We start from the raw sequence: 26309 nt of genomic DNA on the forward strand, positions 1-26309 counted from the left end.
CGCTGCGTGTGATGTCCGGATAAGTCATGTTATGCTGCAACCGTTCCTTAATTAACGACGCCCGCATCATGGTTCTTAAGCTCTTTCGTTCGGTCGCCATCGGTTTGGTTGTTGGCGGTTTATTACTGGCTGCAATGCCCTCTTTACGTCAGTTCAACAAACTGGCGGCGCCTCAATTCGACAGTACGGATGAAACCCCGGTGAGTTACAACCAGGCGGTTCGCCGTGCGGCCCCTGCCGTGGTTAACGTCTATAACCGCGGTCTCAACAGTTCCGCCAATAATCAGCTGGAGATCCGCACGCTCGGGTCCGGCGTGATCATGGACGAGCGCGGGTACATCATTACCAACAAGCACGTCATCAACGACGCCGATCAGATTATCGTGGCGTTGCAGGATGGCCGTGTCTTTGAAGCCCTGCTGGTTGGGTCAGATAGTCTGACGGACCTCGCCGTGCTGAAAATCACAGCGACGGGCGGGCTACCGGTCATTCCGATTAACCGTAAACGCACGCCGCATATCGGCGACGTGGTGATGGCGATCGGGAACCCCTATAACCTGGGCCAGACCATTACCCAAGGGATTATCAGCGCCACCGGTCGTATCGGCCTGAACCCGTCAGGGCGGCAGAACTTCCTGCAGACGGATGCCTCTATCAACCACGGGAACTCCGGCGGCGCGCTGGTGAACTCGCTGGGCGAACTGATGGGCATTAATACCCTATCGTTTGATAAGAGCAACGACGGCGAGACGCCGGAAGGGATTGGCTTTGCGATCCCCTTCCAGCTGGCGACCAAAATTATGGATAAGCTGATCCGCGACGGTCGTGTGATCCGCGGCTACATTGGGATTGGCGGGCGTGAAATCGCGCCGATGCATAGTCAGGGCGGCGGAATCGATCAGATTCAGGGTATCGTGGTGAACGAAGTCACCCCGGGTGGCCCGGCGGCCGCGGCAGGACTGCAGGTCAACGACGTGATTGTGTCGGTGAACGGGACGCCGGCGGTGTCAGCGCTGGAGACCATGGACCAGGTGGCGGAGATTCGCCCGGGTTCCATCATTCCGGTGGAAGTCATGCGTAATGATAAGAAGCTGACCATTCAGGTCACCATCCAGGAATACCCGGCCACCAACTGAGTGGCATAAAAAAACCGGAGTCATTATGGCTCCGGTTTTTTATCGCCTGGCATTCGCTTACTTGTTAACGAACTCTTCGCCCAGGGTGATATCTTTCTTCAGCGTATCGAGCATGCCTTCCATCGCTTGTTGTTCAAACGCGCTCAGCTTGCCGATTGACTGACGTTCTTCAACGCCGTTTTTGCCCAGCAGCAGCGGCTGTGAGAAGAAGCGGGCGTGTTCGCCGTCACCTTCCACATACGCACATTCCACCACGCCTTTCTCGCCTTGCAGGGCGCGAACCAGAGACAGACCAAAACGCGCAGCCGCCTGGCCCATAGAAAGGGTTGCAGAGCCGCCACCCGCCTTCGCTTCCACCACTTCGGTGCCCGCGTTCTGGATACGTTTGGTCAGGTCAGCCACTTCCTGCTCGGAGAAGCTCACGCCTGGGATCTGGGACAGCAGTGGCAGGATAGTCACGCCAGAGTGACCACCGATCACCGGCACTTCGATGTCAGAAGGCAGTTTGCCTTTCAGTTCTGCCACGAAGGTGTTGGAGCGGATAATGTCCAGCGTGGTCACGCCAAACAGTTTGTTCTTATCGTACACGCCCGCTTTCTTCAGCACTTCTGCAGCGATAGCCACAGTGGTGTTGACCGGGTTAGTGATGATACCGATACAGGCTTTCGGGCAGGTTTCTGCGATCTGCTGCACCAGGTTCTTCACGATACCGGCGTTGACGTTGAACAGATCGGAACGGTCCATGCCAGGCTTACGGGCAACGCCCGCGGAGATCAGCACCACGTCTGCGCCTTCGAGCGCCGGGCGTGCGTTTTCACCGGAGAAGCCTTTGATTTTCACAGCTGTTGGGATGTGGCTCAGGTCAACAGCGACACCAGGGGTGACCGGAGCAATATCATACAGGGAGAGTTCTGAGCCTGAAGGCAGTTGGGTTTTCAGTAGTAGGGCAAGCGCCTGGCCGATACCACCAGCAGCGCCGAGGACTGCAACTTTCATCCTAAACTCCTTATTATGGTTAACTTTAATATCTGTTACTCCGTTGCGGCGACATTAATTCAGCAGGTAAATAATTACAATTTTCGTAGCTAAAGAATTTGAGGTCACGCGCCTTTCATCTATGCCGGTATGCACTCAGCAAGCTGTGGCAACGAAGTAGCCAATCAAGACGGTGGTTACAATACACCCTCACTCGCCAGCAAAACAACATCATTTTGATAACATTTAATTTACTTTTAAGGTTATTTGCGTGCCGTGATGCAGGCATGTTTTCTGATAACGGAATTTGATAAAATCACTCCCTTTCATAACATTATTTCAGCCTGGCTTCGGGCAGATAATTTGCATAAAAATTCATTTACATGCATAATAATGAAGTTTCTTTCGTCATATTCCGGGTGACTTATGCGTAGCTCGTCAAAACAAGAAGAATTAGTGAAGGCGTTCAAAGCGCTGCTCAAAGAAGAGAAATTCAGTTCTCAGGGAGAGATTGTTCTGGCTTTACAGGAACAAGGTTTCGAGAACATTAATCAGTCGAAAGTCTCCCGTATGTTAACCAAGTTTGGCGCCGTGCGTACCCGCAACGCCAAAATGGAAATGGTCTACTGCCTGCCAGCCGAGCTGGGCGTGCCGACCACCTCCAGCCCGCTGAAGAACCTGGTGCTGGATATTGATTACAACGACGCGGTCGTGGTGATCCACACCAGTCCTGGTGCAGCGCAGCTGATTGCCCGCCTGCTGGATTCACTGGGTAAAGCAGAAGGGATCCTCGGCACCATCGCGGGTGATGACACTATCTTTACCACGCCGGCGAACGGTTTCTCCGTTAAAGATCTCTACGAAGCGATCCTGATGTTGTTCGAACAAGAGCTGTAATCTTCTTCCCTGCTGCCCTCGCAGCGGGGAATCTTCTGCCCCCGTCTCGTTAACCTCCCCATTCTGTTGCCGTTACTTTTGCAAATAGTGCTTTTACCTGCCTGTTTTTATTCATCCAGTGAATCGTAAATCAACAAATCGCACAAAAAATCAAAGTTTCATATCCCTATGATTTACTTATGTATCCATTCTCAATGTGACGAAAAAACGATCATTTCTATGCAATTTGGTTATAAAAACGTGACTGGTTAACACGTAATTACCTACGGAATAATTAGCGTGGTATTAATTTTTGCCGTGACTAGTGTATACTTGATTTTGTGATGAGGGTCACGAAACGAAAGACCCCAATAAATTCGACGAGGTAAAGAATCATGAAAATCAAAACGACTGTAGCGGCTCTGAGCGTCCTGTCTGTCCTGTCATTCGGTGCATTTGCTGCCGACTCTATCAACGCTGATCAGGCGCAATCCCGTCAGGCCATCGGCACCGTTTCTGTGGGTGCTGTCAGCTCTTCTCCGATGGATATGCACGAGATGCTGAACAAGAAAGCGGCTGAACAAGGTGCGTCTTCTTACCGCATCATCGAAGCGCGTTCTGGCGACCATTGGCACGCAACGGCTGAGCTGTACAAATAAGTTTCATCAATAGAAGTAACGACATTATCAACTCAACGGCACCAGGCATAAAAATAGCGGTACAACCCTTCTCGCCGTTGGGATAACACATTTCAGGAGTACGACTATGAACACCAAATTAATCATCGCAACCCTTGGCTTAGCTTCTGTTCTCTCTTTCGGTGCCAGCGCCGCTGTGCATCAGGTGAATTCAGAGCAAGCACAAAACCTGCAATCAATGGGTAGCGTATCCGTCTCTTCAGTCGCGGGCTCTCCGATGGATATCCGTCAGGAATTAGCCGCTAAAGCTGAAAAAGCAGGCGCCAGCAGCTATCGCGTCACCGAACTGAATCAGGGTGACCATTGGCACGCAACGGCTGAACTGTATAAATAAACCCTCGTCGTATCTCATCATACGACTTGCCCCTGACACTTTGTCAGGGGCTTTTTTATGTCTGTAAATCAATGACGAACGTTGAAACGTAGCTGCCCTTCCAGCTCCTCTTCCGCCTCATCAAACAGCAGAACCAGCGCGCCAAAGCGTCGGCGGAGCTTATCCGGCAGGTGGATAAACTCGATCTCCAGCGGGACAGGCAACACGTCGCCAATGACCACATCCCACAGAGAATCCAGATCTGTGACCTTTTCCCGTTCTAATCCAAAAGCGCGACAAAATTCGCGGTAAAAGTCTTCCTGACTGTCGATTTCATCAAAATCAAAAGTAGTGATATTCATTGCCTGCCACCCCGTCCAGACAGGCGGCCTGCGCCGCCCTGACGATAATTATAATCCCCCGATATGCAGGGTTTTGACTTCCAGAAACTCTTCCAGCCCCAGTACCGATCCCTCTCGTCCCAGCCCCGACTCTTTCACCCCGCCGAACGGACCGAGTTCCGTCGAGACTGCACATTCGTTAATGCCGATCATGCCGCTCTCAATCGCCTGCGAGACGCGGAAGACGCGCGACAGATTTTGCGTATAGAAGTAGGCGGCAAGGCCAAACGGCGTGTTGTTCGCGCGCTGGATCACCTCCTCTTCGGAGGTAAAGCGGAAGCAGGCCGCGACCGGACCAAAGGTCTCTTCTTCGGCCAGTTTCATTCCTTCGTGGCAATCGCCCAGCACCGTCGGCAGCCAGAAATTACCGCCAAGCGAGTGCGGTTTCCCGCCCGCCAGCACCGTAGCGCCTTTCGCCACCGCATCCTCGACGTGCTCACGCACTTTGTCGACAGCGGCAGATTCAATCAGCGGACCCACGACGACGCCCTCTTCCAGACCGTTACCCACTTTCAGGGCGTTCACCGCATCGGCGAGTTTGCTCACAAAGGTGTCGTAGACGGCTTCCTGGATATAGAAGCGGTTCACGCTGACGCACACTTGCCCCGCGTTGCGGAATTTATTGGCAATAGCCCCTTTCACGGCGGCATCGATGTCCGCATCGTCGAAAACGATATAAGGCGCGTTACCGCCCAGCTCCATGGAGACTTTTTTCATGGTTTCTGCGGCGTTACGCACCAGGGTTTTACCCACGGCGGTCGAACCGGTAAAGGAGATTTTGCGCACCTCGTGGCTGGCCATGATGGCGTCGCTGATCTCATGGGTATTCCCGGCAACAGCGTTGAGCACGCCGTCTGGTACGCCCGCTTTTTTCGCCAGCGTCAGCAGCGCAAAGGCACTGAGGGGCGTGTTGTTGGCGGGTTTGATCACGCCGGTGCAGCCTGCGGCCAGCGCCGGGCCGAGTTTGCGGGTCAGCATCGCCATCGGGAAGTTCCACGGCGTGATGGCCGCCACTACGCCGATCGGTTCGCGGGTAGCCAGAATGCGCGAGCCGGGTTTAATCGGGGGAATGATTTCGCCGTTGGCGCGTTTCGCCTGCTCGGCAAACCACTGGATAAAGCTGGCGGCGTACTCGACTTCGCCTTCCGCCTCTTTCAGCGGTTTGCCCTGCTCGGTGGTCATCAGTCGGCCAAGCCAGCTTTTATTCTCGATAATCAGTTCATACCAGCGATAGAGAATGGTCGAGCGCTCTTTCGCGGTTTTCGCGCGCCACGCGGGAAAAGCACGGCTTGCCGCAGCGATGGCCTCTTCGGTCTCTTTTTTACCGGCTTTTGCGACTTTCGCGACGACCTCTCCCGTGGCCGGGTTGAGCACGTCAAAGGTGGTATCCAGCGTTTTCCATATGCCGTCTACCAGATATCCGGTTTGAAAAAGCGCATTGTCCTGGAGTGCCTGGGTGGTCATGTGTCCTCCTGATCTGGGTTTAAGAGCCTGCCAGATAAGTATAGCCACAAAAAAACCGACGCTTTTGGCGTCGGTTTTGTCAGTCGGTTTCGCCGGGTGGCGCTGCGCTTACCCGGCCTACAAGTTCTGCTCAACCTTTAACTGTCGGTGAGCGCATTCTGATAGCGATGCAGCACATCCGTCAGACGCTGTACCGGCTCCGTGACCTGCCGCGGCGCTTCCCAGACCTGCAGCTTCTCCTGGTAGATGTTCAGCTCTTCCAGCAGCTGGGCGAAGTAGCGGCGACGCTTGTCGTCCGTCGAGGCTGAAATCACATGATCCGCCGTACGACGCAGCTGACGGTGGAACGCCGAGAGATCGTCGTTGATCGGAATCGGCGCATTGCGCAGACGCTGGTGAGCGATGATCATCGTCAGCGCCAGGCGAAACTTCGCGATATCGCCAGGGAATTTGGTCAGGAGTAAAAACAGCTGCTGGTACAGCGCTGGCAGATGGTTCTCTTTGCGCCGCGCGGTATTGGTGGTCATCGCAGAAACCGCCGCCGAAACGAACTGGTTCAGCAGCACGCGTCCGGTCCGCGCCTGGGAGTTGTCGCGCACCAGCAGAATGACCATCATCGCCAGGAAGCAGCCCACCAGCTGACCTAAGGCGCTGTCGAGGAACTGGCTAAAGTGGAAGGTCATCGGGTTATCCAGCACCAGAATGTTAATGGTACTGGCGAGCGCGCCGAGGGAACCCAGCCGCCGTTTTTGCACTTCGATACCGATAAAGAACGCCAGTACTGCCAGACTGATGCACAGCAGCAGCATGCTCTGCTGCGTGGACGGGAGCACCACCAGGAAATAGAACGCCCCGATGGGGAGCGCCGCTATCGCGCCATACAGAAAGTCGATCGCCACCATCCGCGGGTTCGGCAGACGCATGGCGAGTGAGGTGACAACGGCAATCATCACCATCGCCCCGGTGCCAGACGTCCAGCCCGTCCAGAGCCAGAACAACGCCCCGAGCATACAGGCGAGCGTGGTGCGCCAGAAGTTCACCATTGCATGGTGACGTTCGGCCGACTCGGCTTTCACCACCACTTCGCTGCGCAGAACCTCTTCTTCGGTGGCGCTGATTTTGGTATTGCTGATAACTCCGCGTTTCAGCAGCAGGTAGCGCGTCGCCGCACCCACCCAGCTATAGATCGTCACAGGCGTGTCGCGCTCGCCGGTCCAGGCCATCACCCGGCGCATTCTTTTCAGCTGTTTGCGTACATCCTGCTCCGTTTCGACGGGCTCTTCGAACAGCTCGCGGAAGGTATCGGTGATCGCTTCCGGGCGGGTATTTTGAATAAGGTAGGTTTCGCACGCCTGGGTGATCAGCGTCAGGGAGACGGTGTTGAGCGCCTTCAGACGTCGGTTGGCGCGCGACCAGCGGGAGGATTCCATATTCAGGTTGCTGCGCATCCCTTCCAGCGCGGTGCTGCGACGCACCAGGTCGCCCCAGGCTTTATCCACCTCTTCACTGTCGCCGTGTTTAATACAGAGCTGCATCAGCTGATACTGAGCGACGATAAGCGAATCCAGCTCGCGGTCGACTTCCTGTTTGATCGAGCGCGGGGAGAAAAGCAGATCGGCGACGATGGCGCAGACGATCCCGATGACGATCTCGCTGCAGCGCTCCAGCGCAAACTGCGGCGCCAGCAAGGGATTGCTCTGAATGGTGATCACGATGATCAGCGCGGTATAGCCGGACAGGCCCCAGGCGTAGGAGTTCTCCACTTTGACCAGGGAAGAGACCCAGGTACAGAAGCCCGCCCAGATACAGCAGACCATCAGCATCATCAGCGGGGAGCGGATCATGGTGATAATGATGGTCAGCGCCGCGACGCAGCCGATAAAGGTCCCGACGATACGCAGCATCCCGCGATAGCGGATGGCTCCTGAATAGGGTTCGCCGCCCGCCGCGAAGGCCGGGCCCGCGGCGACAATCGCCGCCGTCAGCACCGCCCAGCGCGGCGTTTCCAGCTGGAAGTGGAAACCGACAAACAGCGCCAGCACGATAGCGCACGCCAGTTTAATGGCGAAGCGAACGTGCTGGGTGGCGATGGAGAAAATGCCCATCACAATCAACCAATCTCACGCAGGCGATGCGCGATTTTGCGGAACAGGGAGTCGTTATTGGCGTCGCGGTCTTTCTCGCCGGTGATCACCACCGTCGCCGTGGTGCCTGCTGGCCACAGATTGCCCTGCTCTTCGTCGAGGCGAATACGCACCGGCACGCGCTGCGCCAGACGAACCCACTCGAGATTGGAATCGACGGTTGCCATCCCTTTGCTGTCGCGGGTGGCGCTGGAGTTGGTAACGCCCGCGGCAACGCTGTCCACCGTGCCTTTCAGCACGCGGTTGCTGCCGAGCGGGGTAATTTCGGCGCGATAGCCTGGACGCACGCCTTCCAGTTTGGTCTCTTCCATATAGGCGAGAATGTAGAATGAGTGCTGTTTCACCAGCGCCACGGCGGTCGAGCCGCGGGTGATAAATTCCCCGGTGTAGACGTTGAGATTGGTCACCCAGCCGTCAGAGGGCGCGCGGATCACCGTGCGTTCCAGATCCAGTTTCGCCAGGTCACGCGTGGCTTCCGCTTTGGCCTGCTGATGCAGGACGGTTTGCAGTACGTTATTAGACTGGTCAATCTCTTCGCGGGACATGGCCTGCACGCCAAGCTGGTTACGACGCCCGGCTTCGCGGCGTTTTTCTGTCGCCAGCGCCTGATAATAGGCCACGTCGGCTTCGGCCTGTTCAAGGGCTTTCTGGTAGCGTGGCTGATCGATGGTGAACAGCACCTGGTCTTTTTTCACCAGCTGGTTATCGCGCACGTTCACCGCGGTGATAAGCCCGGCGACGTCCGGGGCAATCGCCACCACGTCGGCGCTGAAACGCGCATCGCGCGTCCACGGCGATTCGGTGTAAAACACCCAGGCGCGGAAAATAGCGATGAACGCCAGGACCACCAGCGCCACGGTAATGGCGGTACGGGAGATATTTCTTGTTAGTGTTTTCACATCTACCTCAGACAAACATGCGCGATATTAAGTAGAACAGGCAGCAATACAGCGCGGTATTAAACAGTGCAGGGTGCCAGACAAAGTCGTAGATACCGGTCGGAACCAGCACCTTGCGCACCAGCCAGAAAATCGCCAGTGATAAAAGAAGTTCGAAGAAAATCGGTGGGAACGATAAACCGAACACCACGATAACGGGAAACAGACTCATGTTAACCTTGATTTGAGAGCGAGCAGGCGACAGTTTTTTGTTTAGCTTACACCGTCGCTGAAGGGCAAGAAGAGCCAGGCGGGAAGGGTGAAGCTGTTATGTCAGTAATAATATATTAACGTAACTGTTATGCTGTTATCTATAATATGTGATCTAAATCACTTTTAAGCCAGAGTGAACAATGGAACGTTTAAAACGCATGTCTGTGTTTGCCAAAGTCGTCGAATTTGGCTCCTTTACCGCCGCGGCCCGACAGCTGCAGATGAGTGTTTCATCCATCAGCCAGACGGTGTCAAAACTGGAAGATGAGCTGCAGGTCAAGCTGCTGAACCGCAGCACCCGCAGCATTGGGCTGACGGAAGCGGGCAAAATTTATTATCAGGGCTGTCGGCGGATGCTGCACGAAGTCCAGGACGTGCACGAGCAACTCTATGCCTTCAATAACACCCCTATCGGCACGCTGCGGATCGGCTGTTCTTCAACTATGGCACAAAATGTCCTCGCCAGTATGACGGCAGAAATGCTCAAAGAGTATCCAGGACTGGCAGTCAATTTAGTCACTGGTATCCCTGCCCCCGACCTGATCGCCGACGGGCTGGACGTGGTGATCCGCGTCGGCGCGTTGCAGGATTCCAGCCTGTTCTCACGCCGCCTCGGCAGCATGCCGATGGTGGTCTGCGCCTCCAAAAACTATCTGGCGCAGTTTGGCGTACCGGAAAAACCCGCCGATCTGACTAACCACTCCTGGCTGGAGTACAGCGTACGTCCGGATAACGAATTTGAGCTGATTGCTCCGGAAGGACTGTCGACAAAACTGCTGCCACAGGGGCGATTCGTGACAAACGATCCGATGACCATTTCCCGCTGGCTGGTTGCTGGTGCCGGGATTGCCTACGTGCCGCTGATGTGGGTGATCAATGAGATCAACAGCGGCGAGCTGGAGATCCTGTTCCCGCGCTATCAGTCTGACCCGCGCCCGGTATATGCCCTGTATACGGAAAAGGACAAACTGCCGCTCAAGGTGCAGGTGTGTATTAACTATCTGACCGATTATTTTGTCGAAGTAGCGGAGCTGTATCAGGGTATGCGCGGCGAAAGGAAGGAATAATCAGCCTCTGTCCCATCAACTATTATTCAGATATTTCATTCAATTCTATTAATAATGGCGAATTGACACCTTCGCCATTTGACCATTATCGTATCCTTGTCAGAAAAGGCCGTTATTTATTTGTTAAAAATATACATCATAAAAATAGCGTTTCTCAGGAATCTTTTTAAACAAGGAATACAAATGAATCTATTTGAACAAACACCGCCTTCACGCCGGCGCTACGGGCTCGCCGCGTTCGTTGGGCTGATCGCCGGGATTGTCTCCGCCTTTGTCAAATGGGGCGCAGAGGTTCCGCTTCCTCCACGCAGTCCAACGGATTTATTCACCAGCGCATGCGGACCCGAGCAATTAATCCGAGCCGCCAGCCAAATTGATTGCTCGCGTAATTTCCTCAACCCGCCCTATGTATTTCTGCGCGACTGGCTGGGTGTCGTCGATCCTAACGCCGCCGTTTATACGTTTGCCGGACATATATTTAACTGGGTCGGCGTAACACATATTATTTTCTCTATCGTGTTCGCTGTAGGCTATTGCGTTGTGGCAGAAGTCTTCCCGAAAATAAAACTCTGGCAGGGTTTGTTCGCAGGGGCGTTAGCGCAACTGTTCGTCCACATGATTTCATTCCCGCTGATGGGGCTGACTCCGCCGCTGTTTGATCTCCCGTGGTACGAACACGTCTCCGAGATCGTGGGGCACCTGATCTGGTTCTGGTCGATCGAAATTATTCGTCGTGATTTACGCAACCGCATCACTCACGAGCCGGATCCTGAAATTCCGCTGAACAGCGCGCGATAAGCGTCGCATAAAAAAATGGCGCGCCTTAAGGGCACGCCATTTTTTTTAATGCGGAGTCAGATCAGGCAGTACCGCCGACGGTCAGATTGTCGACCTTCAGCGTTGGCTGGCCGACGCCCACCGGCAGGCTCTGGCCCTCTTTACCGCAGACGCCCACACCTTTATCCAGTTTCAGATCGTTGCCGACCATCGAAATCTGCTGCATCGCTTCGATCCCGGAGCCAATCAATGTGGCCCCTTTCACCGCTTTGGTGACTTTGCCTTTCTCAATCAGATAGGCTTCTGACGTGGAGAAGACAAACTTGCCGGAGGTGATATCCACCTGCCCGCCGCCGAAGTTTGGCGCGAAGATACCGTAATCTACCGATTCGATAATCTCCTGCGGCGTGGATTTACCCGCCAGCATATAGGTGTTGGTCATGCGCGGCATCGGCAGGTGCGCGTAGGATTCGCGACGGCCGTTACCGGTTGGCGCAACACCCATCAGGCGCGCGTTGAGTTTGTCCTGCATGTAGCCTTTCAGGATGCCGTTTTCGATCAGCACGTTGTACTGTCCCGGCGTCCCTTCATCGTCGATGGAGATCGAGCCACGACGATCGGTCATGGTGCCGTCATCGACAACGGTACAGAGTTCAGAGGCCACCAGCTCGCCCATCTGGCCGCTGAATACGGAGGTGCCGCGACGGTTGAAATCGCCTTCCAGACCGTGACCGACCGCTTCGTGCAGCAGCACGCCAGGCCAGCCTGCGCCCAATACCACCGGCAGCGTACCGGCAGGTGCCGCGACCGCATTGAGATTCACCAGCGCCATACGTACAGCTTCTTTCGCCCAGGCATCTGCGCGAACTTCGCCGTCTTCGTCGGCCAGGAACCAGTCATAGCCAAAACGACCGCCGCCGCCGCTGGAGCCGCGCTCACGCTTACCGTCGTCTTCCACCTGCACGCTCACGGACAGACGCACCAGCGGACGCACATCTGCCGCCAGCGTCCCGTCGGTCGCCGCGACCAGGATGAGTTCATACACACCGCTGAGGCTGGCAGACACTTCGTGCACGCGTTTATCCGCAGCGCGCGCCACTTTGTCCACGCGACGCAGAATGTCCAGCTTCTCTTCGCGGCTCATGCTTTGCAGCGGATCGATGCTGGTATAGAGCGCCGTGTGCTGTACTTCGCCCAGCGTTTTTACGCGGCCATCGCCCGTTTCACGCACGATGGTACGCGCCGCTTGGGCGCTTTGCTCCAGGGCTGTCAGGCTGATCTGATCGGCATAGGCAAAACCGGTTTTCTCACCGCTCACGGCGCGCACGCCAACGCCCTGGTCGATGTTGTAAGAGCCATCTTTAATGATGCTGTCTTCCAAAACCCAGGATTCGTGGTAGCTCGACTGGAAATAGAGATCGCCGTAATCGAGGCGACGCTCGGTGAGTTGGGCGAGAATGGAAAACAGGTCCTGATGACTCAGGCCGTTCGCTGCGAGCAAATGTTCACTTACCAGGTTCAGACTCATCGTTTTGCTACTCGTTCGTTGCCACCCAGCGGGCGGTAAAAAAAATCATTATTATTGAGAGTGAGGCAATTAATTGCCCGCGTCAAATCATTGCTGTGCATCTTTACGCGCCTGACGGAGCACCTCATTAATCTGTGGCTTATCGACCGGGCCCGTAATGCGATAGCGCAAGATCGAGACCTTGCTCCACAGCGGCCCGAGCACCTTACTGGCGGCAAACACCGCGGCGCCGACAATCGGGTTCACCACGAAGGCCGCAGCAACACCCACGGTCGCCGAGATTTCAGGTGCAACGACCGCTTCCATATCCAGCTCGCGACGCACCAGATTCACCGAGCCTTTCATGGCGATATCGGCCTCGAGACCATCCACCAGCGTGTCGTCCGTGTGCAGGACACCGTCTTTGATCCACGCCGTGCTGCGGATGGAATCGTAATAGAACCCTTCGCTAAAGGTGTCGCTAAAATCAAAGCGCAGTTTGCGCAGCAGCGCGTCGAAGCTCAGCAAACGTAAAAGCTGCCCGGCGTGGCCGGTACTGACGTCGGCGATTTCACCTTTGCCGAGATTGGTTTTCAGGATACCGTTCAGCGAGGCGACATCCGGTTTCCACGGCTGGGCGCGCCAGTGCATATCGTAATTGATATCGAAGGACGAGCCGCGCAGCGGCGTGCTGACACCAAAGAAATTCGTCGCCGCATCCAGCTTGTTGCCCTTGATGGTGCCTTTGAGCGAGGTGCGCTGTTCGCCTGCGCCATTCACCCATTCCCCGTCAGCCGTCAGACGACCAAAACCGGTATCAATCAGGCCGCCCGCGAGGCTCAGGGTGTTCCCCTTAATGGCAAAATCACCGTCGATGCGGCCATATTTCTGGCCCCACAGCCAGCACTCGGCACAGCGCAGTTGTAGATCTGGCCAGCCGCTGAAATCCACTTTAGACACTTCTGATAATGGTGAATCCGTTGCCGTTTGCCCTTTCGCTGCCATCGTCGGGTTGTAGTAGAGATAACGAATCGCCGCCTGCCACGGCGCGTTGTCACGCATCGTCAGCGTGCCGTTGATTTCACGCCCCTGGGCTTCCACCGTTGAACCGTTGATCGTCGGTTCGGAGACAATACTGAGGTTGTTCCACTGCTGCCCGCCAAGGGTCAGAGCTGGCGTACGGACGGTGACACGCTCCGGGAACTGCGCCGCCTGATCAACATTTTGCCCGACGCCCTTGTTAAACATCGCCAGCCACTCTGCGCCGTCCATCGCGGGCAGGTTCAGTTCGATGCCCGACTGCTCAGGCAGCGGCGGAATGGTGCGGCTGTCCGTGGTCCAGATGGCGCGATCGAGCGTCAGTTTACGACTGAGCAACCAGCGGCTGTTGAAGTGGTTTTTACCGCTCGCATTGCCGGTCAGTTCGAAGCTGTTGAGATCGCCCTTCACGTTGATGTTCATCGGCAGCGGCTGCCCGGATTTTTTATCCAGTGGCGCAGGTAAGTGACTGCTTACATTTTTCAGATCGCCGGTCACGTCGACCTGGTAGCGCGCGCTTCCACGATAAGGCAGGTCGATGGTCACTTTACCGTTCCAGGCCACCGAGCCGTCGATGGATTCCGCCACCGGTTTCGGCAGAACGTCCATCCGTGCAGGCTGCCAGTAGGCGTCCATGTTGACCGCGACCTGGTAGGCTTTGTCGCCTTCGGTGGTGCTGAAATCGACGTTAAGCGGCTGATTAAACCAGGTGGCTTTCAGCGGTTCACTCTTCAGGTTGCCATTCACAAAGCTGAATTTGCCGCTCAGATTTTTGAGCGTACTGTCGAGCGGTTTGATGAACAGGCTGTTGTTGTTCAGTACCACTTCGCCTTCGGCGGTGGTCATTTCGCCGTCCAGCGGAATATCCAGATGTAAGCGGGCATTCACATCGCCGTCGATCTGCAGCTCTTGCAGCGCGGCGGCCAGCGAGTCATCGAGCGGGGTCTCTTCGAAATACGGTCCCACGGCTTTACCCGGCCCGTTGATATCCGCGTCGATCAGCAGTTTTTCTTTGGAGTAGTCCGGGATCACGGCGGTCAGATTGCGGGCGGTGACGCCACCCAGCGCCACGCTGTCGGATTTCATCCACAGACCGTCGTTGAGGAAATTCAGCTCAATGTTGAGGTTTTTCAGCGCCGGCCAGTCGGGCTGGAAGGCAAAGGTCGCGTTGCGCAGCGGCACCAGGACCTGGAACTGACCTTCGTTGTGTTTATACGGGAACAGATGCGGATTGCCGCCGTAAACCAGCGTGGCATTATCAGCCTGGCCGCCCTGAATCGCGCCGCTCAGGTAGTCCACCAGCTCTTTGCCCATCAGGTTTTCCGGGAAGTAGCGCCAGGCCTGACCGCCATCGTCGGTGCTGATACCCGCCAGAATACCCAGCCAGGGTTCATCCCCTTCGGGCTGCAGATAGCGGAAGTTACCGCTCGCATGCACGCCGGTGGCTTTCACGTCGATATCACGACCATCGAGCTGGAACCCTTTGTCGTTTTTCAGCCAGTTGAGGATCGCCGTGCCTTTTTCGATCTCCAGCGGGGCGCGGAAAACCGTCTCATACGGCATTTTGGCGTCGGTCATTTCTGCCGTCAGCCTGCCGTCTTCCACGCTTCCTTCAAGCTTGCCGCCAAAGTGCTCGGCACCCGGCAGGAGCTTCCACTGCTTCCAGGAGAGCGCTTTCCACGAGGCCTGGAAACGGGTTTTTTCCGTGGCCTGCAGGGGGATATCCAGCGCCAGCGAGTCGATTTGTCCACTCGGCTGCGTGGCTTGCCAGACTTCGCCCAGCGAAGCGGACATGCGGGTAGCAATAGGACGCAAACCGTCGAGACTCGCCAGATCGAGATTGCTGGCGCGGATGCGTAGCTCATCGCTGCGTTTGCTGTTTACGCCGCCGACTTCCTGCTCAGGCACCCATGCCATCGTCAGCGCACCGCGCGGCCAGGCTTTGCCGTCCATCGTAATGCGCGTATCGGGAATGGAGAATTGCCAGCTGTCGCCCTGACGCGTGACGTGTGCCGTCAGGTTATCGACCGACATATCATGGGTTTGGGTTTCCCCTTTCCACGCCGCACCGCCCTGCTTCAGCCACACGTCACCGGCGGCAATGTCACCATCGGTCAGCGTCAGCCAGCCTTCGAGGCTAAACCGCGCCCTTTGCAGGGCCACGTTGTCCTGCATCCATTTGCCGAGCCAGGGTTTCACATCGACATCATCGGCCTGCAGCCAGACTTTGCCTTTGTTCAGCAGACCATTATCGTCGCGCAAATCCATCCGCACCTGCATGATGCCATGCTGGCCGTTGAGACTGGAGAGGTTGACCTGCCCTTCGGCGCGATGGCGATCTTTGCCGTTGAGCCAGGTGAGCTGCGGGATCGCCAGTTCGGCCCGCTGGCCGGAGAGGGTAATGAAACTGATTTCGCTGTCGCGCAGATCGAAATGATCGAACTGGCGCAGGAAAAGATCGCTGATGCGGTTGGTCTCAATGCCTTTGCTGTTCTCGCCCTGCGTCAGGGGAGTATTGGTCAAAAACTGAAGCTGCCAGAAGGTGAGATCGCGAAACTGCCAGCGCATGTGCAGCAAACTTTGCCAGACATCCAGCGCCAGCGTTACGCGTTTGATTTTGAGGTAGCCGCCATCTTTCAGAGTGGCGTTGATGTCGCGCACATCCAGCGTCGGGCCGAAGTTTTGCCAGCTGGCGCTCAGCTGGCTGACATCAACGGGAACGCCGGTGGAGCTTTCGATCTTTGCCAGCACCTGCGGGCGCCAGCTGTCGAGATGCGGTAACACGAGGCGCAGTCCGCTCACGAGCAACGCGACAATGACGACAAGCGTTGCCCCTGTAAGCAGTAAAATTCCTGGCAATCGCCTCACGCATCTCTCCTTGTCAGCCGTTCTCTTGCAGCATTGCTGCGTCTTACATCATCACCACGTCAAACTGCTGCTGATTGTAGAGTGGTTCGATTTGTACTTTTACCTGTTTGCCGACAAAGATTTCCACTTCCGCCAGCGCGTGCGACTCTTCGCCTTTCAGTGCTTCTGCCACCGCAGGGGAAGCATAGACCAGAAAACGGTCGGAGTCGTAGGCGTGATGGACGCGGACAATTTCACGCATGATTTCGTAGCAGACCGTCTCCACGGACTTAACCGTGCCGCGTCCGTGGCAGGTTGGGCATTCGTTGCACAGCACGTGCTCGACGCTTTCGCGCGTGCGTTTGCGGGTCATCTCCACCAGGCCGAGCTGGGAGAAACCGTTGATGCTGGTTTTCACCCGATCTTTGCTCAGCGCCTGCTCCAGGGAGTGCAGCACGCGACGGCGGTGATCTTCATTATTCATATCGATAAAGTCGATGATGATGATCCCGCCGAGATTGCGCAGGCGAAGCTGGCGCGCGATGGCCTGCGTCGCTTCGATGTTGGTGTTGAAGATGGTGTCGTCGAGATTACGATGACCAACGAAGGCGCCGGTGTTGATATCGACGGTAGTCATGGCTTCGGTCTGATCGATGATCAGATACCCGCCGGATTTGAGTTCGACTTTACGCTCCAGCGCGCGCTGGATTTCGTTCTCGACGTCGTAAAGATCGAAGATCGGCTGACGACCCGTGTAGTGCTCCAGCAGGCCCGGCATCTCGGGGATGTATTCGGCGGTAAATTCCAGCAAGGCGTCGTAGGTCAGACGGGAATCTACACGGATGCGGTCGAGCTGCGCGTCAGCGAAATCGCGCAAGACGCGCTGGGCCAGCGCCAGTTCGCCGTACATTTGATAGCGCGTCTGGTTGCGTTTTTTACGCTCCATCACTTTGGTCCAGACGCGTTTCAGGTACGCCGCATCGGAAGCCAGATCCTCTTCGCTGATCCCTTCTGCTGCGGTACGGATAATGAACCCGCCCTGCTCATCGCAGTAAGCGCCGACCACCTTTTTCAGGCGTTCGCGCTCGCTTTCACTTTCGATACGCTGAGAGACGCCGACGTGCGACGCGCCCGGCATAAAGACCAGGTAACGGGAAGGTAAGGTGATGTCGGTGGTCAGGCGGGCGCCTTTGGTGCCGAGGGGATCTTTCACCACCTGGACCATGAGATCCTGCCCCTGACGGACCAGCTCGGAGATGTCGCGGACGGTAAACTGCTTTTGCTCTTCGCCCGCCACGCATTCGGTATGGGGCATGATGTCCGAGGCATGCAAAAACGCCGCTTTATCAAGGCCAATATCTACAAATGCCGCCTGCATACCCGGTAGTACACGACTGACACGACCTTTGTAGATATTGCCTACTATTCCGCGTCGCGCTTCGCGCTCAATATGAATTTCCTGAAGAATGCCGCCATCAATATAGGCCACTCGGGTTTCCGATGGCGTTACGTTTACCAACAATTCAGCCGTCATAATTATCCCTTCCCTCACGCAGTGAGTTAAAATTGCTCAGCAACTCATACGTTTCCACCAGCGGTAAGCCGACTACGGCGTGATAGCTGCCATTAATCTTCCTGACAAAACAGCCACCCAGCCCCTGAATACCGTATGCACCTGCTTTATCCATAGGTTCACCGCTGGCGATATAACCGGCGATCTCCTCATCGGTAAGCACTCTGAACGTGACGTCCGTGACCACCAGACAATCCAGCACCTGCTGGCTGTCGGCCAGTGCAACCGCCGTCATCACCTGATGCGTTTGCCCGGATAGCTTGCGCAGCATACGCGCCGCATGTTCGCTATCGCGCGGTTTCTCGAGCACTTCACCGTTGAGGATCACGATGGTATCCGCCCCCAGCACTGGCAAATCGCGCGGCGTTAGCGCCACGCCAGCCTGCGCTTTTTCCCGTGCCAGACGAGACACATACTGCTGCGCGCTTTCGCCATCGGCCCGTTGTTCTTCAATACCGGGGACGATGCGTTCAAAAGAGACACCCAGTTGAGTGAGCAACTCCTGACGGCGCGGGGAACCAGAGGCAAGAAATATAGACGTCATAGAAACCTTAGTTATTGCACGGCAAACTGCTGGCGAATCTTACGCATCAGCAGGAACAGCCACGGCCAGAGCACACCGTTTACTACACTACTCCAGAACACTTCCGGTCGGAAAGAGACGTTGATCACTAAAAACTCAGCCCAGAAAACAATGATATCCGCGGCGAGGGACAACAACATCACCACCAACGCCTGTTGCCAGAGCGCGAGGTTACGGAAAAGCTGGAATTTCAGTGCGACAAGATACGCAATAATACTCATCGACAGGGCGCGCACGCCAAGCGTAGAGCCACTAATGAGATCCAGTATGGCACCCATCACAAAACCTGTGCCCACATTTACGCGGTGCGGCAGAGCGAGGGTCCAGTAGAGTAAAATGAGCAGCACCCAGTTTGGCCGGAAGACGAGAATGTCGTCCGGCCAGGGCATGACTTGCAGCAGTAACGCGACGAAAAACGAGAGCCAGATAACCCAGCGTCCCTGGCTACGGTAGCTGGCCACTACTGCCCTCCTGAGGAGATGTGTGGCGGCAGCGGCGCATCCGGAGGTGGCTGCGTTAAACCGGTAGCAGGGGCCGGAACCGGCGCAGGTGGCCCCATTGAATCCGGCGCAGGCAGAACCTGCGGCATCATCTGCATTAAGCGTTCATTCGCCACGCGGTGAACATCTTCCGGCGTCATCGGGTTAACGCCGTTACGATCGGCTCCCCACAGCAACAGCAAATAGCGCAGACGCTGTAAGCCCGCGGTCGGACGAGCCTGAATCACGGTATACGCGCGCTGCGTATCGAGCTTCACGGAAGAGACCACGGCAACCGGATAACCTTCCGGGAAACGACCACCGAGACCTGAAGTCACCAGAACATCACCCACACGAATGTCGGTGTTGGCTGGCAGATGCTCCAGCTGCAGATCGTCCGTACAGCCGTTACCGGCCGCAATAATACGGATGTCGTTACGCAGTACCTGAATCGGCAAGGCATGGGTCGCATCGCAAATCAGCAACACGCGGCTGGTCAGCTTGGCTACGGCAACCACCTGGCCGACGACGCCTTTATCGCTGATGACCGGCTGGCCTTCGTACACACCGTTCACGCTGCCTTTGTCGATCACCACCTGATCGCTGTAAGGATCGTTAACGGTGGAGATCACCTGAGTCACCATTTTTTGCTCGTCCTGACGCAGCGGCGACCCCAGCAGTTCACGCAGACGGGCGTTTTCCTGGCGATATTGACCCAGCATCAGCAACTCGCTGTTTTTCAGCAGCAGTTCCTGGCGCAGTGCACGGTTTTCGAGCTCGAGTTGGTCACGTGACGACAAAGTCTGAGAAACGCTGTCGAGTAATTCACGGGGACCGTTTGATACAAAATAGAAAGGACTGACGGCGGTATCCATGTATGTTCGAATCTGGCTGAACATACCGAGGCGGCTATCGGCGATGATGACTCCAAGCGCTACCAGCACCCCCAGGATCAGGCGAAACTGCAGCGACGGGCCACGGCTAAAAATTGGCTTCATAGGCTATGCGTATTCTCGTGTCAGAGAGAAAGGGTAGCCTTCGCTACCCTCTCACTTCGACTACTCTTCGCTGAACAAGTCGCCGCCGTGCATGTCGATCATTTCCAGCGCCTTGCCGCCACCACGGGCCACGCAAGTCAGTGGATCTTCTGCAACTACGACAGGAATCCCTGTCTCTTCCATTAACAGGCGGTCGAGGTTACGCAGCAGCGCACCACCACCGGTCAGAACCATACCGCGTTCTGAGATGTCGGAAGCCAGTTCTGGCGGGCACTGTTCCAGCGCAACCATTACCGCGCTGACGATACCGGTCAGCGGCTCTTGCAGCGCTTCGAGGATTTCGTTGGAGTTCAGGGTAAAGCCACGCGGAACGCCTTCTGCCAGGTTACGGCCACGAACTTCGATTTCGCGGACTTCGTCACCAGGGTAAGCAGAACCGATCTCGTGCTTAATACGCTCTGCGGTGGCTTCACCAATCAGAGAGCCGTAGTTACGGCGCACATAATTAATGATGGCTTCGTCGAAACGGTCACCACCGATACGCACGGAGGAGGAGTAAACCACGCCGTTCAGGGAGATAACGGCCACTTCAGTGGTACCACCACCGATATCCACCACCATCGAACCTGTTGCTTCAGAAACCGGCAGGCCTGCACCAATTGCAGCAGCCATCGGCTCTTCAATCAGGAAGACTTCACGCGCGCCTGCACCCTGAGCGGATTCACGGATCGCACGACGTTCAACCTGAGTCGCACCAACCGGCACACACACCAGCACGCGCGGACTTGGGCGCATGAAGCTGTTGCTGTGAACCTGCTTGATGAAGTGCTGAAGCATTTTTTCAGTCACGAAGAAGTCAGCGATAACGCCGTCTTTCATTGGGCGGATCGCGGCGATGTTGCCTGGGGTACGACCCAGCATCTGCTTCGCATCGTGTCCTACGGCTGCCACGCTTTTCGGGGAGCCGGCACGATCCTGACGAATGGCCACAACGGAAGGCTCATTCAATACGATGCCTTGTCCTTTTACATAAATCAGGGTATTCGCGGTACCCAGGTCAATGGACAGGTCATTGGAAAACATGCCACGAAATTTTTTCAACATACTAAGGGATAATCCTGAAAGCTGGGGCGGAAAAATTAAAATCCGCTTACTTTACCAACCACACGTAGCAGCGACAAGGCGCAAAAATCATCTGCTACGGTGAAAATTAGTGCAGTACGTTTCCGTATGTTACAAATTTAATTCCTGACTCCATCAGGGCTGAGTTAACAGCTGCGTCACTCGCTTTCATTTGTAACCGGTCCGGGTCAACGACTGGCGTTTTGCTCGTCATACTCAAAGCTACAGGCGCGATATTCTACGTGAAAACAAATTAAACGGCAGGTCAAACAGAGTATCTTTGCAAATATTTTTTCACATTGCTGTCAAGCGGCTGAGAGGAGGCAATAAAATCCCCCTGACCACCCGCCACACCGCGCTCCGTCAACATCTGCCATTCGCTCCGTGAACGTATGCCTGTGGCGAATACTTGCGTTTGCGTTCCCTTGCACGCTTCCACCAGGCTCTGAACCAGAAGCTGGTTTTCCGTGCGCTTTTCAATATTCCTGACCAGCCCCGGATGCAGCTTCAACAGTTCCACATCCAGCTCCTTGATCCAACTGGTACTGACCAGCGTTAAACCCGCCTGTGTTACCGCGACGCGAGCGCCGAGAGCATTCATCAAACGGACGACCGGCTGTAAACGGCTGATATGTTGACAGACATCTGCCTCTGCAAGTTCAAAAATAATCCGTTTCCGCTGCGATTTTTCACATTGCATCAGAACATCTCGCAGCCAGCGCTGGAAACGCGGGCGAATCAGCGACTCTACCGTTACCTGTAATGCCAGATTTTCCTCAGGCCAGAAAGATAAAAATGGAATAAGACGCGTAATTTGCTGGCGGTCATACTCTTCTGACAGACCAAACTGCAGCACCATCGGCAGATATTCGGCGGAGACCACCTCTTCCGTACCGTCAAAAATACGGCACAGTAATTCGCGATGATGCACTACGCCGTTGCGCAGTACGGCCGGTTTTTGATAGATACGCGGCCCGCCTCGGCTGAGCATCTGCTCGATGAGTGTCCGCCAGCGCACGTTGCCGCGCCCTTTCTCCGGCAGAGAATCATCGTAAACCGCCCAGCCATTCGCGCCCTGTAGTACCGCGTTTCGCGTGGCGGCTTCGGCATGTTCCATCACCTGCTGCGTGTGTTGCCCGCCGCGCCAGGCGCAAATCCCGATGTGGACCATGTCGTCCCGGTCGAGCATTTTGGTTGGCGGCAGGGCATCGACCGCTTTCAGCAGCTGGCTGGCAATACTTTCAGACTCTTTCAGCGTCCGGTGGGGCAGCAGCACCGCAAAATCGCTGCGGTGATAGCGCGCCAGCAGCGCGCCCGGGTACCGCATGATAAAGGTCGAGAGCAAATTGATAAGCGTAAAGAGATGATCTTCCGCCACCGAGCGGCCCCAGGTATCGCGCAGCAGATCGAAATCTGGCAGGCGGATAATCATGACCACGCCGTGCGCGCCGACTTTTTCCGTGTCATCCAGCAGCGTAGCCAGCTGATTATCAAAGAAGAGACGGTTATTCAGCCCGGTTTTATTGTCCTGGGCTGCATAGGAGCGAATCAGCGTATCCATCCGGCTGCGCTGATCGCTGGCGAACTGAATCTCCGAGAGCAAGACGTCGAGCGCACTGCTGGTCCGCGTAGGCCATTCGTAGACAGAGCCCCGTACCTTAGCACCCCGTTCGCCGTTTAAAATACGTACAGATCGCGATTCCAGCAGTTCTTGTCCGGAAAGCTGGCGTCGCAGCCAGCGAACCGCCAGAAAGAGCAGCACCACGATAAAACCCACCGCCACGGTCAGCGGCGCGGTGGTCATCAGGGAGCGGAAGTAGTTCGCCATCGGGTCCTGATAGACCAGCCTGATGGTGACACCGGGGCTTTTTAAGGAGTGAATGATCATCTCGCGGTACTGAGCTAAATTCCCGGCGGGACGATAGCTGCTCTGACGCGCATGGCTCAGAACGACTTTGCTACCCTGTAAGATGTCGATGTGCACAATGTCGACCGGCACCATCATCTCATCCAGCTGCTGAGCGAGCGCGGGGAGCGAGGAAGTCACCAGTCGTGAATCAATCACCGAGGCGACGGACTGTAAACGGTTGTCGAGCTTGTCCTGAATCGCGTTATAAAAACTCAGCGAGCACCCCATCAGGGTGACGAAAATGGTCAGCCCCGTCAGCAGCGTAATAAAAGCTGAAAATTTCGTCGTTAATCGCATCCTTGAGATCACTCCGTTGGTTGATGGGGAAACAGTTTAATAGCAAGTAAGTGCTAACTTGCGTTTAGCAGGGGCATACTACCAAACCTGGTCGATCTGGCAATTTATTGCGTTAAATCGGCATAGCGTTTCAATGAGCGAGTATAGTCTCCAGAAATAATTTTCCAATCACCATGCTTAGTGAGGACATTTGTATGCAGGCTTTGATCTTAGAACAGCAGGACGGTAACACGCTGGCGTCGATTCAATCCGTTGAAGAAAGCCGTCTTCCTGAAGGCAATGTCACTATTGATATCGACTGGTCCAGCCTGAACTACAAGGATGCCCTCGCGATTACCGGCACGGGTAAAATCATCCGCAACTTTCCGATGATTCCGGGAATTGATTTCGCCGGGCGCGTCCATTCCAGCGAAGATCCCCGTTTTCACGCCGGGCAGCAGGTGCTGCTGACGGGCTGGGGCGTGGGTGAGAACCACTGGGGCGGCCTGGCGACGCAGGCGCGTGTCAACGGCGACTGGCTGGTGCCGATGCCGAAAGGGCTGGACGGTCGTAAAGCGATGATTATCGGCACGGCAGGTTTTACCGCCATGCTGTGCGTGATGGCGCTGGAAGAGGCGGGCGTTCGCCCGGACTCCGGCGAAGTGGTAGTGACCGGTGCCAGCGGTGGCGTCGGCAGTACGGCGGTCACCCTGCTGCATAAACTGGGTTATCAGGTCGCTGCAGTTACCGGGCGCGAAAGCACCCATGAATACCTGCGTTCTCTCGGTGCAAACCGCATTCTCGGTCGCGAAGAGTTCAGCGAAACGCGTCCCCTGGAGAAACAGGTTTGGGCCGGTGCGGTCGATACCGTGGGCGATAAAGTGCTGGCAAAACTGCTGGCGCAGATGAACTACGGTGGTTGTGTGGCGGCCTGCGGTCTGGCGGGCGGTTTCGCACTGCCAACGACGGTAATGCCATTTATTCTGCGTAATGTGCGTCTGCAGGGCGTGGATTCGGTGATGACGCCAGCCGCGCGCCGCGCGCAGGCCTGGGAGCGTCTGGTGCGCGATCTGCCGGAATCCTTCTTCAGCCAGAGCGCCACCGAGATCACCCTCGAGCAGGCTCCGGAATACGCCGGTAAAATCATGAGCAATCAGTTCCACGGTCGTGCGCTGGTGAAAATTGCCTAATCTTCAAATTTTCGTGACATATTCGCGCTAAACCGACTCCTCCGTCATGCTTAGAAAAATGCATGATGGAGGATGCCATGAAAACCAAAAAACTGACGGAAGCCGATGTCACGTCCGAATCTGTCTTTATGCTGCAGCGCCGCCAGATCCTGAAGATGCTCGGCATCAGCGCCACCGCCCTTTCCCTCTCACCCGCCGCCCATGCCGACCTGCTCGACTGGTTCAAGGGTAACGATCGTCCAAAAGCCCCCTCGGGCCAGCCGCTGACTTTTACCAAACCCGCCCAGTGGCAGAACACGCTTGCGCTGACGCCGGAAGATAAAGTCACGGGCTATAACAACTTCTACGAGTTTGGCCTCGATAAAGCCGATCCTGCCGCCAATGCCGGAAGCATGAAAACCGATCCCTGGACCTTAAAAATTGAGGGCGAGGTCGCCAAACCGCTCACCTTCGACCATCACGATCTCACCACCCGTTTCCCGCTCGAGGAGCGTATTTACCGGATGCGCTGCGTTGAGGCCTGGTCGATGGTGGTGCCGTGGATCGGTTTCCCGCTGCACAAACTGCTGGCGATGGCTGAGCCCACCAGCGATGCCAAATATGTCTCTTTCCAGACGCTCTACTCGCCTGAGCAGATGCCAGGCCAGAAAGATCGGTTTATCGGCGGCGGGCTGGAATATCCATATGTTGAAGGGTTGCGCCTCGACGAGGCGATGCATCCCCTGACGCTTCTGACCGTCGGGGTTTACGGCAAAGCCCTGCCGCCGCAGAACGGTGCGCCGATCCGCTTAACCGTGCCGTGGAAATATGGTTTCAAAGGCATCAAATCGATCGTTAGCATTAAGCTGACCAAAGAGCGCCCGCCGACCACCTGGAATCTCGCCGCGCCCAACGAATATGGTTTCTTTGCAAACGTGAACCCGCATGTGGATCATCCGCGCTGGTCGCAGGCCACCGAGCGCTTTATCGGATCCGGCGGCGCGCTGGATGTGAAACGCCAGCCGACACTGCTGTTTAACGGCTACGCCGATGAAGTCGCCTCGCTCTATCGCGGGCTCAATTTGCGGGAGAATTTTTAGTGCGCTTAACCGCTAAACAGGTCACCTGGCTCAAGGTGCTACTGCACCTTGCCGGTTTGCTTCCTTTTATATGGCTATTCTGGGCGGCCAATCAGGGCTATTTCAGCGCCGATCCGGCCAAAGATATTCAACACTTTACGGGTAGGATGGCTCTGAAATTTTTACTGGCGACCTTGCTGGTCTCGCCTCTGGCGCGCTACGCTAAACAGCCATTATTGATACGAACCCGGCGTCTTTTAGGGTTATGGTGCTTTGCCTGGGCGACGATACATCTCACGAGCTATACGTTGCTGGAGCTGGGGATTAACAATCTGGCGCTACTTGGCAGCGAACTGGTATCACGTCCGTATCTGACGCTCGGGATCGTCAGTTGGGTGATTTTACTGGCCCTGACGCTGACATCGACCCAATACGCACAGCGAAAACTGGGCCGACGCTGGCAACTTTTGCATAACTTCGTCTATCTGGTGGCGATCCTGGCGCCGATACATTATCTGTGGTCAGTGAAGATTTTATCTCCTCAGCCCATCATCTACGCCCTGCTTGCTGTGGCCCTTTTGGTATGGCGTTACAAGAAGTTCCGCCAGTGGTGGCGATAGTTCGCGAAACTGTGCGTATTCCCGCAGATTACTTATCAACCGCGAAACTTTTTCCAATTGCGGTTGATAATCTTCCCTGATAAGACCAGTATTTAGCTGCTAAATGC

The 26309-nt window shown here is 55.8% G+C and carries 23 protein-coding genes; 9 read left to right on the top strand and 14 right to left on the bottom strand.

Annotated elements, in window-relative coordinates; genetic code table 11:
* The first annotated feature begins 68 nt into the window (after positions 1 to 68).
* On the top strand, positions 69 to 1136 hold the full coding sequence (gene degS, locus AC3WS9_RS19700) for an outer membrane-stress sensor serine endopeptidase DegS (RefSeq protein WP_282491908.1): 1068 nt from the start codon (positions 69 to 71) through the stop codon (positions 1134 to 1136).
* Positions 1137 to 1193: 57 nt separating this feature from the next.
* Here degS and mdh read toward each other — a convergent pair whose 3' ends face one another.
* Positions 1194 to 2132 carry a malate dehydrogenase gene (gene mdh, locus AC3WS9_RS19705; protein WP_095283614.1) on the bottom strand — a complete coding sequence of 313 codons (939 nt, stop codon included), beginning with the start codon at positions 2130 to 2132 and terminating at the stop codon, positions 1194 to 1196.
* A 405-nt stretch (positions 2133 to 2537) separates the two neighbouring features.
* Here mdh and argR point away from each other — a divergent pair, with 405 nt between their 5' ends.
* The 3 genes from argR (at position 2538) to yhcN (AC3WS9_RS19720) (ending at position 4019) form a co-directional block, all read left to right on the top strand.
* The gene (argR, locus tag AC3WS9_RS19710) at positions 2538 to 3008 is read left to right on the top strand and encodes a transcriptional regulator ArgR (protein ID WP_100778698.1); all 471 of its coding nucleotides are present in this window, start codon (positions 2538 to 2540) and stop codon (positions 3006 to 3008) included.
* Positions 3009 to 3382: 374 nt separating this feature from the next.
* Positions 3383 to 3646 (top strand): peroxide/acid stress response protein YhcN, encoded by a 264-nt coding sequence (gene yhcN / locus AC3WS9_RS19715; RefSeq protein WP_282491868.1) that lies wholly within the window; start codon positions 3383 to 3385, stop codon positions 3644 to 3646.
* Positions 3647 to 3752: 106 nt separating this feature from the next.
* On the top strand, positions 3753 to 4019 hold the full coding sequence (gene yhcN, locus AC3WS9_RS19720; RefSeq protein WP_102105510.1) for a peroxide/acid stress response protein YhcN: 267 nt from the start codon (positions 3753 to 3755) through the stop codon (positions 4017 to 4019).
* Positions 4020 to 4087: 68 nt separating this feature from the next.
* Here the strand turns inward: yhcN (AC3WS9_RS19720) and AC3WS9_RS19725 are convergent, their stop codons facing one another.
* The 5 genes from AC3WS9_RS19725 to aaeX all read right to left on the bottom strand — a co-directional run bounded on the left by AC3WS9_RS19725 (position 4088) and on the right by aaeX (position 9117).
* The gene (locus tag AC3WS9_RS19725) at positions 4088 to 4360 is read right to left on the bottom strand and encodes a barstar family protein (protein ID WP_285148110.1); all 273 of its coding nucleotides are present in this window, start codon (positions 4358 to 4360) and stop codon (positions 4088 to 4090) included.
* Between the two features lie 48 nt (positions 4361 to 4408).
* Positions 4409 to 5863: an NAD-dependent succinate-semialdehyde dehydrogenase gene (locus AC3WS9_RS19730; protein WP_282491873.1), complete on the bottom strand. Its 1455-nt coding sequence runs from the start codon at positions 5861 to 5863 to the stop codon at positions 4409 to 4411.
* A 137-nt stretch (positions 5864 to 6000) separates the two neighbouring features.
* Complete coding sequence (gene aaeB / locus AC3WS9_RS19735) at positions 6001 to 7968, bottom strand: p-hydroxybenzoic acid efflux pump subunit AaeB (protein WP_285145644.1); 1968 nt, start codon at positions 7966 to 7968, stop codon at positions 6001 to 6003.
* A gap of 5 nt (positions 7969 to 7973) precedes the next feature.
* Positions 7974 to 8906: a p-hydroxybenzoic acid efflux pump subunit AaeA gene (aaeA, locus tag AC3WS9_RS19740; RefSeq protein ID WP_285148106.1), complete on the bottom strand. Its 933-nt coding sequence runs from the start codon at positions 8904 to 8906 to the stop codon at positions 7974 to 7976.
* Between the two features lie 7 nt (positions 8907 to 8913).
* Positions 8914 to 9117 (bottom strand): p-hydroxybenzoic acid efflux pump operon protein AaeX, encoded by a 204-nt coding sequence (gene aaeX / locus AC3WS9_RS19745; RefSeq protein ID WP_003860416.1) that lies wholly within the window; start codon positions 9115 to 9117, stop codon positions 8914 to 8916.
* A 181-nt stretch (positions 9118 to 9298) separates the two neighbouring features.
* Between aaeX and aaeR the strand changes: the two genes are divergently transcribed.
* Together aaeR and AC3WS9_RS19755 are read left to right on the top strand one after the other, a co-directional pair.
* Complete coding sequence (aaeR, locus tag AC3WS9_RS19750) at positions 9299 to 10225, top strand: HTH-type transcriptional activator AaeR (protein ID WP_282491876.1); 927 nt, start codon at positions 9299 to 9301, stop codon at positions 10223 to 10225.
* Between the two features lie 183 nt (positions 10226 to 10408).
* Positions 10409 to 11023 (top strand): YagU family protein, encoded by a 615-nt coding sequence (locus AC3WS9_RS19755; protein ID WP_492489989.1) that lies wholly within the window; start codon positions 10409 to 10411, stop codon positions 11021 to 11023.
* Between the two features lie 61 nt (positions 11024 to 11084).
* Here the strand turns inward: AC3WS9_RS19755 and tldD are convergent, their stop codons facing one another.
* From tldD to csrD, 8 genes are all read right to left on the bottom strand, one after another.
* On the bottom strand, positions 11085 to 12530 hold the full coding sequence (tldD, locus tag AC3WS9_RS19760; protein ID WP_282491878.1) for a metalloprotease TldD: 1446 nt from the start codon (positions 12528 to 12530) through the stop codon (positions 11085 to 11087).
* 87 nt (positions 12531 to 12617) lie between these two features.
* Complete coding sequence (yhdP, locus tag AC3WS9_RS19765) at positions 12618 to 16415, bottom strand: AsmA2 domain-containing protein YhdP (protein ID WP_492489991.1); 3798 nt, start codon at positions 16413 to 16415, stop codon at positions 12618 to 12620.
* A 43-nt stretch (positions 16416 to 16458) separates the two neighbouring features.
* Positions 16459 to 17928, bottom strand: coding sequence for a ribonuclease G (gene rng, locus AC3WS9_RS19770; RefSeq protein ID WP_282491880.1), 1470 nt, complete (start codon positions 17926 to 17928; stop codon positions 16459 to 16461).
* On the bottom strand, positions 17918 to 18511 hold the full coding sequence (locus AC3WS9_RS19775; protein WP_282491881.1) for a Maf family protein: 594 nt from the start codon (positions 18509 to 18511) through the stop codon (positions 17918 to 17920). The genes rng and AC3WS9_RS19775 overlap by 11 nt, the downstream gene beginning before the upstream one ends.
* Positions 18512 to 18522: 11 nt before the next feature.
* On the bottom strand, positions 18523 to 19011 hold the full coding sequence (gene mreD / locus AC3WS9_RS19780; protein ID WP_282491882.1) for a rod shape-determining protein MreD: 489 nt from the start codon (positions 19009 to 19011) through the stop codon (positions 18523 to 18525).
* A complete protein-coding gene (mreC, locus tag AC3WS9_RS19785) occupies positions 19011 to 20027 on the bottom strand; it encodes a rod shape-determining protein MreC (protein ID WP_282491883.1) in 1017 nt (338 codons plus the stop codon). The genes mreD and mreC overlap by 1 nt, the downstream gene beginning before the upstream one ends.
* Positions 20028 to 20087: 60 nt before the next feature.
* On the bottom strand, positions 20088 to 21131 hold the full coding sequence (gene mreB / locus AC3WS9_RS19790; RefSeq protein ID WP_000913396.1) for a rod shape-determining protein MreB: 1044 nt from the start codon (positions 21129 to 21131) through the stop codon (positions 20088 to 20090).
* A gap of 283 nt (positions 21132 to 21414) precedes the next feature.
* Positions 21415 to 23355 carry an RNase E specificity factor CsrD gene (gene csrD / locus AC3WS9_RS19795; RefSeq protein ID WP_285145648.1) on the bottom strand — a complete coding sequence of 647 codons (1941 nt, stop codon included), beginning with the start codon at positions 23353 to 23355 and terminating at the stop codon, positions 21415 to 21417.
* Between the two features lie 194 nt (positions 23356 to 23549).
* On the opposite strand from csrD, the gene acuI reads away from it, so the two are divergent.
* The 3 genes from acuI (at position 23550) to msrQ (ending at position 26202) form a co-directional block, all read left to right on the top strand.
* Positions 23550 to 24524, top strand: a complete 975-nt coding sequence (gene acuI, locus AC3WS9_RS19800; protein WP_285148097.1) for an acrylyl-CoA reductase (NADPH) — start codon at positions 23550 to 23552, stop codon at positions 24522 to 24524.
* 77 nt (positions 24525 to 24601) lie between these two features.
* A complete protein-coding gene (msrP, locus tag AC3WS9_RS19805) occupies positions 24602 to 25603 on the top strand; it encodes a protein-methionine-sulfoxide reductase catalytic subunit MsrP (RefSeq protein WP_285145650.1) in 1002 nt (333 codons plus the stop codon).
* A complete protein-coding gene (gene msrQ / locus AC3WS9_RS19810; protein ID WP_492490007.1) occupies positions 25603 to 26202 on the top strand; it encodes a protein-methionine-sulfoxide reductase heme-binding subunit MsrQ in 600 nt (199 codons plus the stop codon). Before msrP ends, msrQ begins: the two co-directional genes overlap by 1 nt.
* The last annotated feature ends 107 nt before the right edge of the window (positions 26203 to 26309 follow it).

It is taken from the genome of Lelliottia sp. EB106-05-01-XG201, assembly GCF_058791735.1.

Coding starts and splice junctions, on each gene's coding strand:
- degS (WP_282491908.1), top strand. CDS start 69: ATGGTTCTTAAGCTCTTTCGTTCGGTCGCCATCGGTTTGGTTGTTGGC.
- mdh (WP_095283614.1), bottom strand. CDS start 2,132: ATGAAAGTTGCAGTCCTCGGCGCTGCTGGTGGTATCGGCCAGGCGCTT.
- argR (WP_100778698.1), top strand. CDS start 2,538: ATGCGTAGCTCGTCAAAACAAGAAGAATTAGTGAAGGCGTTCAAAGCG.
- yhcN (WP_282491868.1), top strand. CDS start 3,383: ATGAAAATCAAAACGACTGTAGCGGCTCTGAGCGTCCTGTCTGTCCTG.
- yhcN (WP_102105510.1), top strand. CDS start 3,753: ATGAACACCAAATTAATCATCGCAACCCTTGGCTTAGCTTCTGTTCTC.
- AC3WS9_RS19725 (WP_285148110.1), bottom strand. CDS start 4,360: ATGAATATCACTACTTTTGATTTTGATGAAATCGACAGTCAGGAAGAC.
- AC3WS9_RS19730 (WP_282491873.1), bottom strand. CDS start 5,863: ATGACCACCCAGGCACTCCAGGACAATGCGCTTTTTCAAACCGGATAT.
- aaeB (WP_285145644.1), bottom strand. CDS start 7,968: ATGGGCATTTTCTCCATCGCCACCCAGCACGTTCGCTTCGCCATTAAA.
- aaeX (WP_003860416.1), bottom strand. CDS start 9,117: ATGAGTCTGTTTCCCGTTATCGTGGTGTTCGGTTTATCGTTCCCACCG.
- aaeR (WP_282491876.1), top strand. CDS start 9,299: ATGGAACGTTTAAAACGCATGTCTGTGTTTGCCAAAGTCGTCGAATTT.
- AC3WS9_RS19755 (WP_492489989.1), top strand. CDS start 10,409: ATGAATCTATTTGAACAAACACCGCCTTCACGCCGGCGCTACGGGCTC.
- tldD (WP_282491878.1), bottom strand. CDS start 12,530: ATGAGTCTGAACCTGGTAAGTGAACATTTGCTCGCAGCGAACGGCCTG.
- rng (WP_282491880.1), bottom strand. CDS start 17,928: ATGACGGCTGAATTGTTGGTAAACGTAACGCCATCGGAAACCCGAGTG.
- AC3WS9_RS19775 (WP_282491881.1), bottom strand. CDS start 18,511: ATGACGTCTATATTTCTTGCCTCTGGTTCCCCGCGCCGTCAGGAGTTG.
- mreC (WP_282491883.1), bottom strand. CDS start 20,027: ATGAAGCCAATTTTTAGCCGTGGCCCGTCGCTGCAGTTTCGCCTGATC.
- mreB (WP_000913396.1), bottom strand. CDS start 21,131: ATGTTGAAAAAATTTCGTGGCATGTTTTCCAATGACCTGTCCATTGAC.
- csrD (WP_285145648.1), bottom strand. CDS start 23,355: ATGCGATTAACGACGAAATTTTCAGCTTTTATTACGCTGCTGACGGGG.
- acuI (WP_285148097.1), top strand. CDS start 23,550: ATGCAGGCTTTGATCTTAGAACAGCAGGACGGTAACACGCTGGCGTCG.
- msrP (WP_285145650.1), top strand. CDS start 24,602: ATGAAAACCAAAAAACTGACGGAAGCCGATGTCACGTCCGAATCTGTC.